Source organism: Flavobacterium psychrotolerans (genome assembly GCF_003097635.1).
Taxonomy (GTDB): Bacteria; Bacteroidota; Bacteroidia; order Flavobacteriales; family Flavobacteriaceae; genus Flavobacterium; species Flavobacterium psychrotolerans.
Genome location: NZ_QCZI01000006.1, coordinates 54,518 through 70,259, shown reverse-complemented (window position 1 = coordinate 70,259; position 15,742 = coordinate 54,518). Strand labels below are relative to the sequence as shown.

General features: G+C 37.1%; 14 protein-coding genes and 1 tRNA gene. 7 read left to right on the top strand and 8 right to left on the bottom strand.

Going from position 1 to position 15,742, the window contains the following annotated elements; genetic code table 11:
• Positions 1-34: 34 nt before the first annotated feature.
• From DB895_RS06330 to DB895_RS06320, 3 genes are all read right to left on the bottom strand, one after another.
• Positions 35-1,063 (bottom strand): asparaginase, encoded by a 1,029-nt coding sequence (locus DB895_RS06330; protein WP_116724627.1) that lies wholly within the window; start codon positions 1,061-1,063, stop codon positions 35-37.
• Positions 1,053-2,189, bottom strand: coding sequence for a 1-acyl-sn-glycerol-3-phosphate acyltransferase (locus DB895_RS06325; protein ID WP_116724523.1), 1,137 nt, complete (start codon positions 2,187-2,189; stop codon positions 1,053-1,055). Before DB895_RS06325 ends, DB895_RS06330 begins: the two co-directional genes overlap by 11 nt.
• Positions 2,190-2,255: 66 nt before the next feature.
• Positions 2,256-3,023: a TatD family hydrolase gene (locus DB895_RS06320; RefSeq protein ID WP_116724522.1), complete on the bottom strand. Its 768-nt coding sequence runs from the start codon at positions 3,021-3,023 to the stop codon at positions 2,256-2,258.
• 111 nt (positions 3,024-3,134) lie between these two features.
• Between DB895_RS06320 and DB895_RS06315 the strand changes: the two genes are divergently transcribed.
• On the top strand, positions 3,135-3,587 hold the full coding sequence (locus DB895_RS06315; RefSeq protein ID WP_116724521.1) for a retropepsin-like aspartic protease: 453 nt from the start codon (positions 3,135-3,137) through the stop codon (positions 3,585-3,587).
• Between the two features lie 344 nt (positions 3,588-3,931).
• Here the strand turns inward: DB895_RS06315 and odhB are convergent, their stop codons facing one another.
• Complete coding sequence (gene odhB, locus DB895_RS06310) at positions 3,932-5,155, bottom strand: 2-oxoglutarate dehydrogenase complex dihydrolipoyllysine-residue succinyltransferase (protein WP_116724520.1); 1,224 nt, start codon at positions 5,153-5,155, stop codon at positions 3,932-3,934.
• Positions 5,156-5,240: 85 nt separating this feature from the next.
• Positions 5,241-8,015 (bottom strand): 2-oxoglutarate dehydrogenase E1 component, encoded by a 2,775-nt coding sequence (locus DB895_RS06305; RefSeq protein ID WP_116724519.1) that lies wholly within the window; start codon positions 8,013-8,015, stop codon positions 5,241-5,243.
• 119 nt (positions 8,016-8,134) lie between these two features.
• Between DB895_RS06305 and DB895_RS06300 the strand changes: the two genes are divergently transcribed.
• From DB895_RS06300 to DB895_RS06290, 3 genes are all read left to right on the top strand, one after another.
• Positions 8,135-8,686, top strand: coding sequence for a hypothetical protein (locus DB895_RS06300; RefSeq protein WP_116724518.1), 552 nt, complete (start codon positions 8,135-8,137; stop codon positions 8,684-8,686).
• 272 nt (positions 8,687-8,958) lie between these two features.
• Positions 8,959-10,224 (top strand): MFS transporter, encoded by a 1,266-nt coding sequence (locus DB895_RS06295; protein ID WP_116724517.1) that lies wholly within the window; start codon positions 8,959-8,961, stop codon positions 10,222-10,224.
• 88 nt (positions 10,225-10,312) lie between these two features.
• The gene (locus tag DB895_RS06290) at positions 10,313-10,780 is read left to right on the top strand and encodes a DUF2062 domain-containing protein (protein WP_116724516.1); all 468 of its coding nucleotides are present in this window, start codon (positions 10,313-10,315) and stop codon (positions 10,778-10,780) included.
• Positions 10,781-10,817: 37 nt separating this feature from the next.
• On the opposite strand, the gene DB895_RS06285 is transcribed toward DB895_RS06290, so the two are convergent.
• Both DB895_RS06285 and DB895_RS06280 read right to left on the bottom strand, forming a co-directional pair.
• Positions 10,818-11,573, bottom strand: coding sequence for a UDP-2,3-diacylglucosamine diphosphatase (locus DB895_RS06285; RefSeq protein WP_116724515.1), 756 nt, complete (start codon positions 11,571-11,573; stop codon positions 10,818-10,820).
• Between the two features lie 24 nt (positions 11,574-11,597).
• Entirely contained in the window at positions 11,598-12,050 is a 453-nt protein-coding gene (locus DB895_RS06280) for a 6-pyruvoyl trahydropterin synthase family protein (RefSeq protein ID WP_116724514.1), read from the bottom strand.
• Positions 12,051-12,153: 103 nt separating this feature from the next.
• On the opposite strand from DB895_RS06280, the gene DB895_RS06275 reads away from it, so the two are divergent.
• Together DB895_RS06275 and DB895_RS06265 are read left to right on the top strand one after the other, a co-directional pair.
• A tRNA-Ala gene (locus tag DB895_RS06275) sits at positions 12,154-12,227 on the top strand.
• Positions 12,228-12,802: 575 nt separating this feature from the next.
• Entirely contained in the window at positions 12,803-13,690 is an 888-nt protein-coding gene (locus DB895_RS06265) for a hypothetical protein (RefSeq protein ID WP_133242649.1), read from the top strand.
• Between the two features lie 152 nt (positions 13,691-13,842).
• On the opposite strand, the gene DB895_RS06260 is transcribed toward DB895_RS06265, so the two are convergent.
• Positions 13,843-14,664, bottom strand: a complete 822-nt coding sequence (locus tag DB895_RS06260) for a LuxR C-terminal-related transcriptional regulator (protein ID WP_116724511.1) — start codon at positions 14,662-14,664, stop codon at positions 13,843-13,845.
• 665 nt (positions 14,665-15,329) lie between these two features.
• Between DB895_RS06260 and DB895_RS14370 the strand changes: the two genes are divergently transcribed.
• On the top strand, positions 15,330-15,716 hold the full coding sequence (locus DB895_RS14370; RefSeq protein ID WP_208012140.1) for a hypothetical protein: 387 nt from the start codon (positions 15,330-15,332) through the stop codon (positions 15,714-15,716).
• Positions 15,717-15,742: the final 26 nt, after the last annotated feature.

Genomic DNA, 15,742 nt, shown 5'->3' with positions numbered 1-15,742 from the left:
AAAAAATCCAGTAATGAAAATTAATATTTAATTTTTATGACAATTCTCCTCTTATAGCGGTTTCGAATATTGTTTTTAAAACATGTGGCGCTACTTTTTGGCCCAAAAGATACATCAGCTTTGTAATTGCAGCTTCGGTGGTGATATCTTTCCCGGAAATCACTCCAATCCTTCTTAATGCTGTGCTGGTTTCATATTGCCCCATGTTCACGCTTCCTCCTGAACATTGCGTAACATTAACAACATGCAACCCGTTTTTGATTGCTTCCTCAATTGCAAAAATAAACCATTCATCAGTGGGTGCATTTCCGGAACCATAGGTCTCTAAAATCATTCCTTTCAGACCGGGAATGCTTAAAATGGAAGACAACACGTTCTCATTTATACCGGGAAACATTTTCACAATGACCACATTATTATCCAATTCTTTATGAACCAGTAATTTTTTGGAGTTTGTTTTTGGCAAAAACAGCTCTTGGTTTATTTTTAAATGCACCCCTGAAACGGCAAGTGGTCCGTAATTTGGAGAAGCAAAAGCATTAAAATGTTCCGCATTTATTTTAGTGGTTCGGTTTCCCCGATATAATTTATATTCAAAATACAGGGAAACTTCATGAATTACGGGCTGGTTTTTGTCTTTCAAAGAAGCGATTTGTATGGCCGTAATGAGATTTTCCTTAGCATCCGTTCGTAAATCCCCAATAGGCAATTGCGACCCCGTAAAAACAACCGGTTTCGATAAATGCTCTAACATAAAACTCAATGCGGACGCTGAATAGGACATGGTATCTGAACCATGGAGCACCACAAAACCATCAAACTGGGTATAATTATCCTCAATAATGGTAGCCATTTTCAACCATCCCGCTGGATTCATGTTTGATGAATCGATTGGGTTTTCGAAAGAAATGGTTTCTATCTTGCAGTCCAACAACTGTAACTCCGGGATTTTTTGTGACAGTTTACTAAAATCAAAAGCCTTTAAAGCACCCGTTTCAAAATCCTTCATCATGCCAATAGTACCTCCCGTGTAAATGAGAAGGATGTTGGGTTTAGATAGCAGTATCATACCTTAATTTATTGACAACTGGATTGGCATACATATTCAAAAAACCTTCCAAGGCAACCGGATTTTTTTGGTCAATCCTAATTTCCATTCGCCTCTCAAAAAGCAATTTTTCATTGTCCGTGTAAAACGAACTGAATGTATTGGTTTTATGAAGAATGTCGTAGGCTATATAATTTGTAGGCCAAAGCTTGTAACTAGTCAAAATAGAATCATCAATAACTTGTGCCAAAGCCTGAATTTGTTTGTTGGAATTATTGAATTCTGAAGCGATTGCATCCAATTCCTTATCTAAAACGTCACCTACGTGAATGTGAATGTGCCTTTTTTGCCCCATTATTCCACTCAACAAAGTCATGAAATCCTCATTTTTTTCTTTAATGTAAATTTCATTTTTTGCCTCGGCCATTAATTGCGGCATTTTTAACGCATCCGTCGGGTCGTATTCATACGAAATCGAAACGGGAACAATTTTAATATTTTTAAAATACTGCATCAAATCTTCCTCCTCAGAACCCATCGCTAGCATTTTTAAAACACCCGGGTTTGTAACATCATTGCCATCTTTTGTCCTTCCTTCTCGCTGTGCAATCCATACCGAACGATTTTCCCGCAACAACAATTGTGCAATATATTCAGATAATAATTTAGAACTTTGCAACATTTCTCTCGGCGACAAACCGCGTTGTACCAGAAAATTCCTGTTGAGTTTTGACAACGTCAATAAGAATGATTTTTTTACCAAATTATCTCCAATGGCGGAAGCAGTCATCACCAAACCATGTTCAAACAAGGCGGCATTCAACAAAGAAGTGTCTAAGATGATGTCCCTATGGTTGGAAATAAATAAATAGGACGTGTTTTTTTCTAGTTTTTCAAAACCCGAAGTGGTCAAACCGTCGGAGCTTTTCTCCAAAACTTTTTGAATCGATTGATAAATAAAGTTGCACTGAAAATCCCGAATTGAATGCGTTTTAATCATTTGTCCTTTCCAAACGGAATCATCAACCTCGGGAAAGGTAAAATTCATCAATGCCTTCATCATCGGATGGTTTACTGACGAACGAATCCCTTCATTTATTTCGGCGTCGTAAAACGGACGTATTTGATCAAACTTTTGCATTTTTTGACGTTTTGTTAAAGTACGCACAAAATAACGAAAATTTATTTAAAATAAGGTTTTGTTTTGCTAAATATTGAAAACCGCTTTGGAATTTTCGGTCGTAATTCTTGCGATTTCTTCGGGGGTGCGGTCGTAAATTTCGGCCAATTTATGAACCACATTAATGAGATAACTGCTTTCATTGCGTTTTCCCCGATACGGAATTGGAGCCAAATAAGGCGAATCCGTTTCCAGAACGATATGCTTCAAGTCGACTTGGTTCAAGAATTGGTCTATTTTTCCGTTTTTAAAAGTGACAACACCACCAATTCCAAGTTTCATGTTATAGGAAATGGCCTGTAATGCTTGTTCGTATGTTCCCGAAAAACAGTGGAATATCCCAAATAAATCTTCCGATTTTTCTTCTTCCAAAATTTCAAAAATTTCGCCGAAAGCCTCCCGGCAATGGATCACTATGGGCAACTTGTACATTTTAGCCAATTGAATTTGCCTTTTGAAAGCAATTTGTTGCTCCTTTAAATGGGTCTTGTCCCAATACAAATCAATTCCGATTTCGCCAACGGCATAGAATTTTCTTTTGGCCAATTCGTTTTCTACAAGCTGCAGTTCTTCCAGATAATTTTCTTTTACATACGTGGGATGCAAACCCATCATCAGGAAAACGTTGTCGGGATATTCTTTTTCCAATTGATACATCGCCTCCGTGCAGGTCGAATCTATTGCAGGGATAAAAAAACGGGTTACGCCATTTTGAATGGCCCGTTGCATCATTTCGTCACGGTCTAGATCGAATTCTTCTGAATATAAATGGGTGTGGGTGTCGGTGATGATCATTTGCTATTTTAGGCCCTTATTTTTGGATTACAAAATTACGATTTAAAAGAAGCTATTTGACAAAACTTTGCGAACTTTGCGCAAACCTTTGTGCCTTAGTGGCAAAAAATCATGAAAAACCTTCCTGCTATCCTTAAAAACAATAACTACAAAAAGATAAAATTTAAGGTTTTAAAGACACAGCATTTGCTTATAAAAGCGAGCATCAACGGCATAAAAGGCAGCTTCATTCTCGACACGGGCGCGAGCAACAGCTGTGTAGGTTTTGAAAGCGTCGAATTGTTTCAGTTGAATGCCGGGACATCAAAAACCAAAGCCACCGGAGCCGGAGCCACCGGCATGTTTACCCAACTGGCCAAGAACAACCAACTGCAATTGGGATCTTGGAAAAACAATGATTTCAACTTGGTGATTTTCGATTTAACCCATGTAAACGCCGCCTTAATAGAACACAAGGTAAAACCCGTACAAGGCATTATTGGCGCGGATATTTTGCTGTTGGGAGAAGGGATTATTGATTATTACAATCGTTTTCTGTATTTATCGTTGGCAAATTCTAAATAACAGAAAAACTACGACTTTCGTAGGTTTGAAGTTTTTATTGTTATGGTAAATGTTCTTTATTGTGGGCGCAAAGTCAAAGACATTTGCGAAGCAGCTACACTTTGCGCAACTGGGTTAAGGAAGACTAAACTTTCAGTTGAACACTATTTTACAAATACAAAACCGTCTTTAAATTAAACCTTAACCCTCCTTATTACACACTAATAGTCTAAAATTTTGGTATAAATTTAAATTTAGGAATTACAAACCCTTAAAATAAGGGCATAAAAAAACCGCCAGTAAAACTGACGGCTCTATTAATTCTGACTTTGCTTTATCTAAAAGCTAGGAGAACAAAGCAATGACTACAATTCAAATGCTTTTTTAGGATTGTTATCACACAGTAATTCCAGTGGGTTTTCTAACGCTTCTTTAACAGCAACCAAAAACCCAACAGACTCGCGACCGTCAATAATTCTGTGGTCATAAGATAAAGCCACATACATCATGGGATGAATTTCCACTTTTCCGTTTACGGCAATCGGGCGCTCAATGATGTTGTGCATGCCTAGAATTCCAGATTGTGGTGGGTTGATAATTGGCGTACTCAACATGCTTCCAAAAACGCCTCCATTGGTAATGGTGAAAGTTCCTCCAGTCATGTCGTCAACGGTAATTTGTCCGTCACGGGCTTTTAATGCCAGTCTTTTAATGTCGGCTTCAATACCACGGAAACTCAAATTTTCTGCATTGCGCACCACAGGAACCATCAGGCCTTTAGGACCGGAAACGGCAATGGAAATGTCGCAAAAATCGAACGCTATTTTATAATCGCCATCCATCATGGAATTCACATCTGGAAACAATTGCAACGCTCTGGTTACCGCTTTCGTGAAAAAGGACATGTAACCCAATCCTAGTCCGCCGTGTTTGGCTTTAAAAGCGTCTTTATATTCGTTACGTATGGTATTGATGGGCGTCATGTTTACTTCGTTAAACGTAGTCAACATGGCGGTGTCGTTTTTTGCAGCAACCAAACGCTCGGCCACTTTTCTGCGCAACATAGACAATTTCGTTCTTTCTGAACCACGAGAACCTCCTGTTGGCGTTCCCATAGACGGCACAGCGTTCACGGCATCGTCTTTGGTAATTCGTCCGTCTTTCCCTGTCCCAAGAATATCCGAAGGTTGTATGTTTTTTTCGTCCAATATTTTTCTGGCCGCCGGAGAAGGCGTTCCTGCAGCATAAGTCGCCACTACCGGAACTGCTTTAGCTTCCGCTTTCACTTCTGCTTTGGGAGCTTCCACTGCTTTTGGAGCTTCAGCCACCGGAGCTGACCCAGATGGTTTTACGCCATCGGTATCAATGTGACAAACTACAGCGCCTACAGCAATCGCATCACCTTCTTCCGCTTTGAGCGTGATGATTCCGCTGGCTTCGGCAGGTAATTCTAAAGTTGCTTTATCTGAATCAACCTCAGCGATGGCTTGGTCTTTCTCTACATAATCGCCATCTTTTACTAACCAAGTGGCGATTTCAACTTCTTTTATGGATTCCCCTGGTGATGGGACTTTCATTTCTAAAATCATGTCTTTTTTTTGTTTAAGGTTTGATTCGTTTAAGATTTAACGTTCTAGAAAAAAAAACTTTAAACCTTAAACTTTAAACTATTTTTTATCGAAATAAATTCTTGTCAAATACCATTCTGATAGCATCTGCCTGACGGCGTTTTGCTCTGGTGTAACTTCCTGCGGCCGGAGCCGCATAGGCTTTTAGTGAGGCCAGCCTCCATTTTACCAAGTCGAAATTCATGAGCATGTAACTGTAAGCCCCCATGTTTTTAGGTTCTTCCTGTGCCCAAACATAATCATCGGCGTTTGGATATTTGGCTATGATTGCTTTTAATTGCTCGATTGGTAACGGAAACAATTGCTCGATTCGTACTACGGCTACGTCTTTTCTACCATTGATTTCTCTCTCGGCAGTGATGTCATAATAGAATTTCCCAGTACAGAAAACCAATGTTTTCACATCAGCTTTATTTACCGATTCATCATCAAACGTTTCCTGGAAACTTCCTATGGCAAATTCTTCAACAGTTGAAACTACTCTTGGGTCACGCAACAAACTTTTTGGTGTAAACACAATCAGCGGTTTTCGGAACGTGGTTTTCATTTGTCTTCTTAGCAAATGGTAGAAATTGGCGGGAGTGGTGCAATCGGCTACAAACATGTTTTGTCTGGCACAAAGTTGCAAATACCGCTCCATTCGTGCCGAAGAGTGTTCTGCACCCTGCCCTTCGTAACCGTGAGGCAACAACAATACAATTCCGTTTTGATTGTTCCATTTGTCTTCACCACAAGAGATATATTGGTCTATCATGATTTGGGCTCCGTTACTGAAATCCCCAAATTGTGCTTCCCAAATAGTTAATGTGTTTGGGCTTGCCAAGGCATATCCGTAATCAAATCCTAAAACACCGTACTCGGATAAAAGGGAATTGAAAATGTTGAATTTTCCGTTTTTCCCTTCCAAATTATTCAGCAAAGTCACTTCTTCCTCTGAATCTTCAACTTTAACCACAGCATGACGGTGAGAAAAAGTACCCCGTTCTACATCCTGTCCTGAAATACGCACATTGTATCCTTCTTTCAATAAGGAACCATAAGCCAAATGTTCGGCCATGGCCCAATCCAACTTATTGGTTTCAAAAAACATCGTTTTTCTGTCGTTGATCAGTTTTTCAATTTTACTGATAAACTTTTTATCGGAAGGCAAATTACAGATCACATTTGCAATTGCGGTAAGTCCCTCTTTAGGAAAGGAGGTATCTACTTTTTGAAGCATTTGGGTATCGGTAACTTGTTGAAAACCTTGCCACTCATTTTTCATGAATGGTGTAATTATGGTTAAATCTTTTTTACGGGATGCCTGAAGATTGTCGTCTAAGTCTTGTTTATAAGTCGTTTCTATAGATTTCACAAAATCCGCATCAATTACGCCTTCAGCCAATAACTTAGCGGCGTAGATATCTCTTGGGTTTTGGTGTTTTGCGATAATTTTGTACAATACGGGTTGGGTAAAACGAGGTTCATCCCCTTCGTTATGTCCGTATTTTCGGTATCCCAATAAATCAATGAATACGTCGTGTCCAAACTGCATTCTAAAATCCAACGCAAATGACATGGCGTGCACCACCGCTTCGGCATCATCGGCATTAACATGTAACACAGGAGAAAGTGTCACTTTAGCCACATCCGTACAATATTTAGAAGAACGGGCGTCCAAATAATTGGTGGTAAAACCAACTTGATTGTTGATTACAATGTGAATGGTTCCTCCGGTTTTATATCCGTCCAATTGAGCCATTTGCACAATTTCATATAAAATGCCCTGACCTGCAATGGCAGCGTCACCGTGAACGGCAATGGGTAATACTTTTGAAAAATCATCTGAAAAATACTTATCCTGTTTTGCTCTCGTGATCCCTTCTATTACTGCCCCCACGGTTTCAAGGTGCGAAGGATTTGGAGCCAAATTGATATTTATCTTTTTTCCAGTGCTGGTCACTTTATCGGCGGTAAGTCCCAAATGGTATTTTACATCCCCGTCAAAATATTCCTGATCGTAATCTTTCCCGTCAAATTCCCCGAAAATATCCTGGGTAGATTTGCCAAATATGTTTGCCAAAACGTTCAAACGGCCCCGGTGTGCCATCCCCATAACAAATTGCTCCACTCCTTTTTCAGCGGCTTTTTCGATTAAAGCATCGAGAGCAGGAATGATTGATTCCCCTCCTTCAAGCGAAAATCGTTTTTGACCCACGTATTTTGTATGTAAAAAATTCTCAAACGAAACCGCTTGATTCAATTTATTAAGAATCGCTTTCTTTTCATCTGATGAAAAATTAGGTTTATTGTCATTGACCCCTAATTTATTCTGAATCCATCCCACGACTTCCGGAATACGGATATACATGTATTCTACCCCAATGTGCTGACAATAAATAGTGTCCAAATGCTCTACGATTTTCCGAAGTGAGCAAGGTTGTATTTTAATCACTTTTGCAGCGTCAAAAACGGTATCCAAATCGGCTGCTGAAAGCCCAAAATTTTCAATATCTAATGTAGGAGCGGAAGCTCTCCTTTCTCTCACAGGATTTGTTTTGGTAAACAAGTGTCCCCGGGAACGATAGCCGTCAACTAATTTTAATACATTAAATTCTTTCTGAAGTTTTTCTGACACAAGAGTACTTTCAACGGCACCAGAAGCCACATTTGCAATATAGTTTACTGGGTTTTCGTCATTATAAGTAGTCATTCCAAAGTCGAAACCCTGGAAAAAACTTCGCCAGCTAGGCTCAACGCTATCTGGATTCTCTAAATATTGATCGTATAATTGTGCAAAAAATTCGGTATGTGCTGCGTTTAGAAATGAAAACCTATCCATAATAGTTGTGAATATACTTATTTGTTAAATAGAGATACAAAAGTACGCTAAACGAATTTATTTAAATCTATTTTTTACGTACTTTTACGTAAAAATTTGTTAAAAAAAACTAAGCGACCATGAAAAAAATATTTTTTTTAGCCGTTTCAAGATCTGTTGTAATACTAACAGCACTCTTCTTTTCGAATTCCTTAATCGCACAACAGCACGCAATTGCAACAAATATTCACAATGATTTTTGGCAAAAAGTGCAATTTGGCGGTGGAATTGGCTTAAGTATTGGTTCCGGCTATACGGATATCACTTTGGTTCCAAGTGCTATTTATAATTTCAACAACTACTTTTCTGCAGGGATTGGCCTCCAGGGAAGCTATGTTTCCTCTAAAAATTATTATACTTCATTTCATTATGGAGGAAGTTTGATAACCCTATTTAACCCCGTGGAACAAGTTCAGCTTTCCTTAGAATTGGAGGAAATTCGTGTAAATAATGAATATGAAACGTTTGATGGAGTAAATTATCAAAATAATTTTTGGAACACCAGTTTATTTCTGGGTGGCGGTTTTAGAAGTGGAAACGTAACCGTTGGTGCCCGATATAATGTGTTATACAACACCAATAAAAACGTATACAATGAAGCCCTAATGCCTTTTGTCCGGGTTTATTTTTAACTGGAATACAATTCTAGACGAATAAACAATTATTGATTTTACAGAAATAACCCAGACGCAATTGTTTTTTATCAATGCTACTCATTTGTTAGAATGATCCCTTTATAAATAAAATGCGTCTTATCTTTCCTTCGCCCGTAATGAAGGAAAAAAAGAATAAAAATTTGTTCTTCATCTATTTTTTGTTTCATTTTACATCCTAATAAACCCTCGACAAACGTATTTAATAATAAAGCTCCAAAAGGCATCATAAACAGACTGAAATTGACTCTATGAAAAAAAATGACCCCTATGCCGCCCTACGTTTTAGAGAATTTAACACCTTTCTCCTCTTGCGTTTTGCTATGGTTTTTGCCTGGTCGATGCAATTTATTGTGATTGAATGGCAAGTATATAGTTTGACCAAAAATCCGCTATCATTAGGAATCATCGGATTGATGGAAATCATTCCTGCCATTGCTATGGCGCTGTTTGCAGGACATATTGTAGACCAAAACGAAAAAAAAGGGCTTCTTTTAAAATGTATTTTAGGCTTTTCGGTAATCAGTTTGGGGCTATTTTTGTTGACATGGCCACCAATTGCAACCGGTTATTCTACAACAATAATACTATACTCCATTTATGCCTTGGTCTTTCTGGGCGGAATTGTAAGAGCTTTTCTTGGACCTACAATATTTTCGCTACTATCATTGATTGTTCCTAAAAAAGCATATCCAAACGCGGCGACCTGGAGCAGTTCGGTTTGGCAAATTGGCTCCGTTTTGGGGCCGGCAGCGGCAGGATTTTCTATCAATTGGATTGGAGTACATTGGTCAATGTGTTCTGTTTTTGGGTGTTCCATTTTAGCCTTGATAGCCTTGTCCCAAATTGCAACCAAACCCATTTTGAATCCAAAAATTGGCGAACCCATTATGGAAAGCCTGAAAGAGGGCGTGAAATTTGTTTACAACAACAAACCCATTTTGAACGCGTTATCGCTAGATATGGTGGCGGTATTGTTTGGAGGAGCTGTTTCCCTGTTACCCATATTTGCCCAAGATATTTTAAAAGTCGGACCTGAAGGTTTTGGGGTTTTAAGGGCGGCTCCGGCTGTGGGCGCATTTATAACAATGTTCATTTCAGCCTATGTTCCCTTGAATAAAAATGCCGGAATGAAACTTTTATCGGCCATTTTCTTATTCGGAATTTGCATCATTGTTTTTGGACTTTCCACTATTTTCTGGCTGTCGGTATTCGCATTGTTTTTAAGCGGGGTTGTTGATGGGATTTCGGTGGTGATACGCCAAACGATTCTGCAACTTAAAACGCCGGATTCCATGCGAGGTCGGGTTGCAGCAGTAAACTCCATCTTTGTGGGTTCATCCAATGAATTAGGTGCCTTTGAAAGTGGCTTAACGGCAAAATTAATGGGCACGGTAACGGCTGTAGTATTTGGCGGAAGCATGACCTTGATGATTGCGCTAGGCACTGGGCTTTTTTCTCCATCGTTTAGAAAACTGGATTTGCAAAAAGATCTGGAGGAACATGAAAATCAGTAGTATTCCGCATTTTTCAACACAATAATTTGTTACCGAAAATGTTCTTTTTTATTACCGCTTTAGCTTTGGAAAAATAGAATACAAGAAGATGAAATCGAAATTAACTCCCTTTACCAATAAAATCACCGCTCTTTTTAAACAAGGGCTAACCCCAAAGGAATTAGTCCAAAGCCTCATTGCCTCCGGATTAATTTCTATCATTCCCGTTATTGGAGTGAGTACTTTTATGATTACAACACTTTCCTTAAAAAGAAAGTTGAACTTACCTGTAATGCTGGCTTTAAGTTATTTGATGTGGCCGGTGCAAATCCTTTTGATCCTTCCGTTTATAAAGGCGGGTGAGTTTATTTTTTCTGTGCCTTCAAACAATCATACACTTGAAGAAATTATGGGTTCGTTCCAAAATGGCTTTTTCAAAACACTCCATCATCTTTCTTTTGAATTGCTTTGCGGCTTGGGAGGCTGGTTATGTACTGCCGTTCCTGTTGCCCTGGTGATTTATTTGTTGATGTTGTTTGTACTAAAAATGATTTTTAAAAGCAAAACTATAGTTTAAATTGCCTGAAACCCCTTAAAATGCTTTCACACAAATACTATTCGTATTTTTTTAACTCAAAAGTTTCCCCATCAAACACTCCATAGGTGAAATAGCCAATCCAGTCACCCAGATTTACATATTCAGAATTTTCGCCAACGGATAATATCATGGGCAAATGACGGTGCCCGAAAACAAAATAATTGTAGTGTTGCGTTTCCAGTTTTCGCTTGGCATAAAGCACCAGCCACTCGTTTTCTTCTCCTAAAAATTTCATGTCTTCCACTCCGGAAATGAGTTTGTTTTTTATGGAAAGATATTGTGCCAGTTTTACGCCAATGTCCGGATGAAGCCATCTAAACAGCGCTTTTGAAACTGAATTCGTAAATACTTTTTTCATGCGTTTATAGCCTTTGTCCCCGGGACCTTTTCCGTCACCGTGACCAATGAGAAAGGTTTTATTGCCAAAAGTAAACGCCCTGTTGTTATGAAATACTGGGATATTCAGCTCTTTTTCGAAATAATCGGACATCCATAAATCATGGTTTCCAACGAAAAAATAAATGGGAATGCCACTGTCTCGAATTTCGGCCAATTTTCCCAAAACCCTAACGAACCCTTTAGGAATAACGGTTTTGTATTCGAACCAAAAATCGAATAAATCGCCCAACAAAAAAATGGCTTCCGCATCTGTTTTAATTTCATCCAGCCAGGCAACAAATTTTTGTTCTCTTGGAAAACTCAATTCTGGTGTTGGCGCACCAAAATGCTGGTCGGAAGCAAAGTATATTTTTTTAGTGTTCGCTAATTGCATGTGGCTAATGTAGTACTTTTTAGATTACAAATTGTCGCTGGCATACCATTCGGCAAATGAGGTATCAGTTTCCTGTAATTTCAGGGAGTGCAGTTTGATAATATCGGGCAAACGGCTTTTGATTCTTTTTGAAAAATCAATCACCATGTTTTCACTGGTAGGTTGATAATTCACTAATATAACGTGGTGCCCGCGTGATTTTAATTCATTGGCCAATTCAATATGTGGGGTAGTTTCATTAAATACCGAGGCATGGTCAAATTGATCAACGATTTCCTCTTTTACAATTTTTTTCAAATCAGAAAAATCGATTACCATCCCGAATTTCACATTGGTCCTATCCGTAATGGGCTTCCCGATGACTGTTACCGATAATTTATAACTATGACCGTGAACGTTTTTGCATTTTCCGTCATAGCCATATAATGCATGCCCGGTTTCGAAACTAAATTGTTTGGTAATTCTGACGTTGCTCATTGTGCTGATTTTGGTGCAAATTTAGTAAATAGTAGCGATTCTATCCTGAATTTTACAATTTGCTTTTTTATTAAAACAAAAAATGTATATTTGCGGTGCATTTGGGGGATTAGCTCATTTGGCTAGAGCGCTTGCCTGGCAGGCAAGAGGTGGTCGGTTCGAATCCGATATTCTCCACAAAGTCCCATTTTTTTGGGACTTTTTTATTTTAATTCTGTTTTACCCCACCACATACTTTATCTAAAACCTATTAATAAACAATCTATTTGTCTACTAATAATATTCTAAAACTTATCCCTTCAATGGAACGTTTATCAATAGCACTTCCAGTCAAGAAAACGAAAGGCAGAAAACATATTGAAAATTTGATGAATTGTCTTGGTGAAAATTGGGAAGTCGCGAGTTTTTAAATTCGATATAATTTTCAAAGTCTCAAATTCTTAGTGTTTTTTCATTATAACGGCATTTCATATACTCATTCAAAAGCTATTAGTAAAATAGTCTTTGTAAAACATTTACTCCAATATTATCTCTTCACTTTTAACATACAAAACACCCCATATGTTGGGTATTGCACTGCTTTATCCAATGAAGTAATTTTGAAATGTTGAAGTCCTCTGAGTATCTTGTATAGAATTACATCCCGAATATTAGGAGTCACCACTCGACCTAAAAACATATCACCAACCAAAATAATACTTTTTGAAATTTTGACATGGTTAAAATAATTATGTATTAAAAAAGGAATTCTGATGCCTAAAACAAGTAGGAAACAATTAACCATAAATACCATGATGAAACAAATTTACCTAAGTTTTTCTGAAGTGTTCACCTCAGGAAACAGAAAATTAGTAGTCGCAATCTTTTTTTCAATCTTTTCAAACATTGCAACCGCAGAAAATTTATCAGACAAAAATATCGAGAAACAACACCTTAGACAATCTGAAAGAGAAATGCACCGTTTTTGGTTGGATATGACCAATAGTGGAGGGGCATTTTCTCAAACTCTAATAGGGTATATTACAGGAGCCACTCTTGGGGTTGATCGTGGCATTGATGGCAAATATTTTAACGACGGGGAAATTGCTTTATATTCTTTAATTGACAATGTTAACTATGCCATTCAAGGGCGTGGATTGCCATTTGACGCTTCAAATTCCGTACCTTTAGGTTTTAAGGTAACAACTGCTGGTAATTATTCTGTTACAATTAACCATATGGATGGCCTATTTTCTTTAGGTCAGAAGATATTTATAAAAGATAATTTAACCAATACTACATATGACTTGAGATTAGGGGGATATACTTTTTTTTCTGATTCGGGAACTTTTAATAGTCGTTTTGAAATTGTATACAAAATGCCATTTGAAGAAAACCAAAACTCATTAACAGGAACACAAACTACATTTAATGAAAATACAGTAATCGTATACAAACAAGACCAAAATTTAATAATAAATACTGCAAAAAGCATCATATCTTCCGTAAAAGTATTTGATATAAAAGGACAACTTTTAGCAGAAAGAAACGCAGTTAATTTATCCGAAGTGTCGATCCCAATGAACAACTCAAATTTTTTCCTATTGGTACAAATAATATCACGGGAAGGATTCGTTTCAATTAAAAAAATATTTTTCTAACTCATTCGCTTTAAAAATGACAAAATAAAATTCTCGATACCATTCGCTTTTTGTAGTGCTCTATCGAGAATTTTTCTGCACAAATATTCCATTTTCAATGCGTTCGGCACCCATCAAAACTTAAAAATTTAAGTGTAATTTTAACCCCCCAATTAAATCCAACCTTCCCGGATCACTTTTGCAACGAGTTCACAGGTTGTGATGGCTCCAGTTTTTTTAAGCATGTCTTTTCTATAGCTTTCTATTGTATATACCGATAAAGACAATTCTTCGGCTATTTCCTTACTGACTTTTCCATTAATCAGCAAATTGACAACTTGTTTTTCCCGTTTAGACAAAAAAGAGGAAATACTATATTTTTGCTCCACATCAATATCAATATAGGAAGGCTCTCCGGCTATTCCTATTATGGACAGCAAGGGTTTGCCACTTCCTTTTAAGTGCGATACATCAATATGGGAACTCAATGATTTTAATATATCTCCGTCATCATCGTGTTCTAGAACAATATCTTGTTGAAGAATTCGCATGTACTGCCCATTGCTTTTTTGAACTCTATAATCAAATCTCGATTTGTATTTGGCAATTTTTTCGGCAGGCAAGTTTTTAAAAAATGCAGCTATCGCATGCGTATAGTTCATGAAATGGGACAAGTCTTCCGGATGAATCCTCCTTAAAAGAACTTTAATGGTCACATCTTCTGGTTTCACTCCTAAGATCTCTTCGGTGTGCTCACTTACATAAATGAATTTTCCCGAATGATTATCTAGAACAACGCAATAAAAATCTCCAACTTGAAAAACATTACGTTGTTTTATATGGGCTTGTATTTCAAATTCTAAATTTTCACTTAATTTAATTCCTTTATTTTCTCCATTGACAACCAGCAGATCATTTTCTGTCAAAACGACAAATTTTTGTTTTAATTTACCCTCTTGCACTTGCTTGTTTTTTGAAATATCCGTTGTGTTCATTTTTTTGACATTTTAATGTAAAAGCGTTTAAACAACAATACAAAGGTGAGTCCATTTTAACTGGAAAGTATTACATAACTTTAGGAAGTAGTTATATCATTCACGGCATGTGTAAATACAATCTTTAGTCAATTTAGAGAAAAAAAACATTGAGTTGTTTTTTATGGGCTTGTATCTCAAATTTCAAATCTTCGTTTAATGCTCCCCCTTCTGTAAGTACTGTCCAAATATTGGAAACTCCGGTTATATTGGACTTTTTTGTAGTATTAGGCATTGTTCGATTAATTAGGTATTATAAAAGTTGATTTTAAGAAAAACATAAAAAGGAAATTTATGTCATTGCAGGTATCAATCTAATATGATTGGTTTAAAGGGTGTTGTTGTTTAAAAGAGCATTCATTTCTTTGTCTAATTGCTTATATTCTTTTTTTATTTTGTCTGCAAAAACCGGCGTTCGATCTCCCGTTATACATTGTTTGATCTATCTTTTAGAAAAGCTATATTTAGTGGCTAAAGAACTTAATACCGTTGTATTCTATTTTATTTTTTTGTCTACTTTTGTCCATTGGTTTTTTTGCTCCCATTGTTGGAGCAAATATAATAAGACACATTCTAAATAATCATTTTTTTAAGATTTTTTCTAAATTTTATATATATTTTATTTTATGGAAATAGGCACGTTAAAAAGAATTAAAATATACATTGATTATAAGGGATTTAGTGTTATGTTTTTCGAAAAAGAAGTTGGGATGTCCAATGGCTCTTTTGCCAGCCAATTAAAAAAAAATAAGACGATTGGAGTAGATAAATTAGAAAATATCTTAAAAAAATACCCTGAAATAAACCCCGAATGGTTACTAACAGGCAAAGGATCCATGTTAAAAGATCAACTAAAGGAGGAGAATTCTTCCGAGGGACTCAATGTTGTACAGTTAGCCCAATTGCTGGCTATCATAAATAATAAAGAAGAAATAATATCTGGATTAAGAAGAGAAAATCAATTGTTAAGAGATATCATTTCGAAAAAAGAAAGCAAAAAATATGAAGAATAAACTGAGCACCTAATTATCTGGCGGTA

Bases quoted from the DNA above. Each gene is read 5' to 3' on its own strand.
- DB895_RS06325 (WP_116724523.1), bottom strand. From the start codon at position 2,189: ATGCAAAAGTTTGATCAAATACGTCCGTTTTACGACGCCGAAATAAAT.
- DB895_RS06320 (WP_116724522.1), bottom strand. From the start codon at position 3,023: ATGATCATCACCGACACCCACACCCATTTATATTCAGAAGAATTCGAT.
- DB895_RS06315 (WP_116724521.1), top strand. From the start codon at position 3,135: ATGAAAAACCTTCCTGCTATCCTTAAAAACAATAACTACAAAAAGATA.
- odhB (WP_116724520.1), bottom strand. From the start codon at position 5,155: ATGATTTTAGAAATGAAAGTCCCATCACCAGGGGAATCCATAAAAGAA.
- DB895_RS06305 (WP_116724519.1), bottom strand. From the start codon at position 8,015: ATGGATAGGTTTTCATTTCTAAACGCAGCACATACCGAATTTTTTGCA.
- DB895_RS06300 (WP_116724518.1), top strand. From the start codon at position 8,135: ATGAAAAAAATATTTTTTTTAGCCGTTTCAAGATCTGTTGTAATACTA.
- DB895_RS06295 (WP_116724517.1), top strand. From the start codon at position 8,959: ATGAAAAAAAATGACCCCTATGCCGCCCTACGTTTTAGAGAATTTAAC.
- DB895_RS06290 (WP_116724516.1), top strand. From the start codon at position 10,313: ATGAAATCGAAATTAACTCCCTTTACCAATAAAATCACCGCTCTTTTT.
- DB895_RS06285 (WP_116724515.1), bottom strand. From the start codon at position 11,573: ATGCAATTAGCGAACACTAAAAAAATATACTTTGCTTCCGACCAGCAT.
- DB895_RS06280 (WP_116724514.1), bottom strand. From the start codon at position 12,050: ATGAGCAACGTCAGAATTACCAAACAATTTAGTTTCGAAACCGGGCAT.
- DB895_RS06265 (WP_133242649.1), top strand. From the start codon at position 12,803: ATGCCTAAAACAAGTAGGAAACAATTAACCATAAATACCATGATGAAA.
- DB895_RS06260 (WP_116724511.1), bottom strand. From the start codon at position 14,664: ATGAACACAACGGATATTTCAAAAAACAAGCAAGTGCAAGAGGGTAAA.
- DB895_RS14370 (WP_208012140.1), top strand. From the start codon at position 15,330: ATGGAAATAGGCACGTTAAAAAGAATTAAAATATACATTGATTATAAG.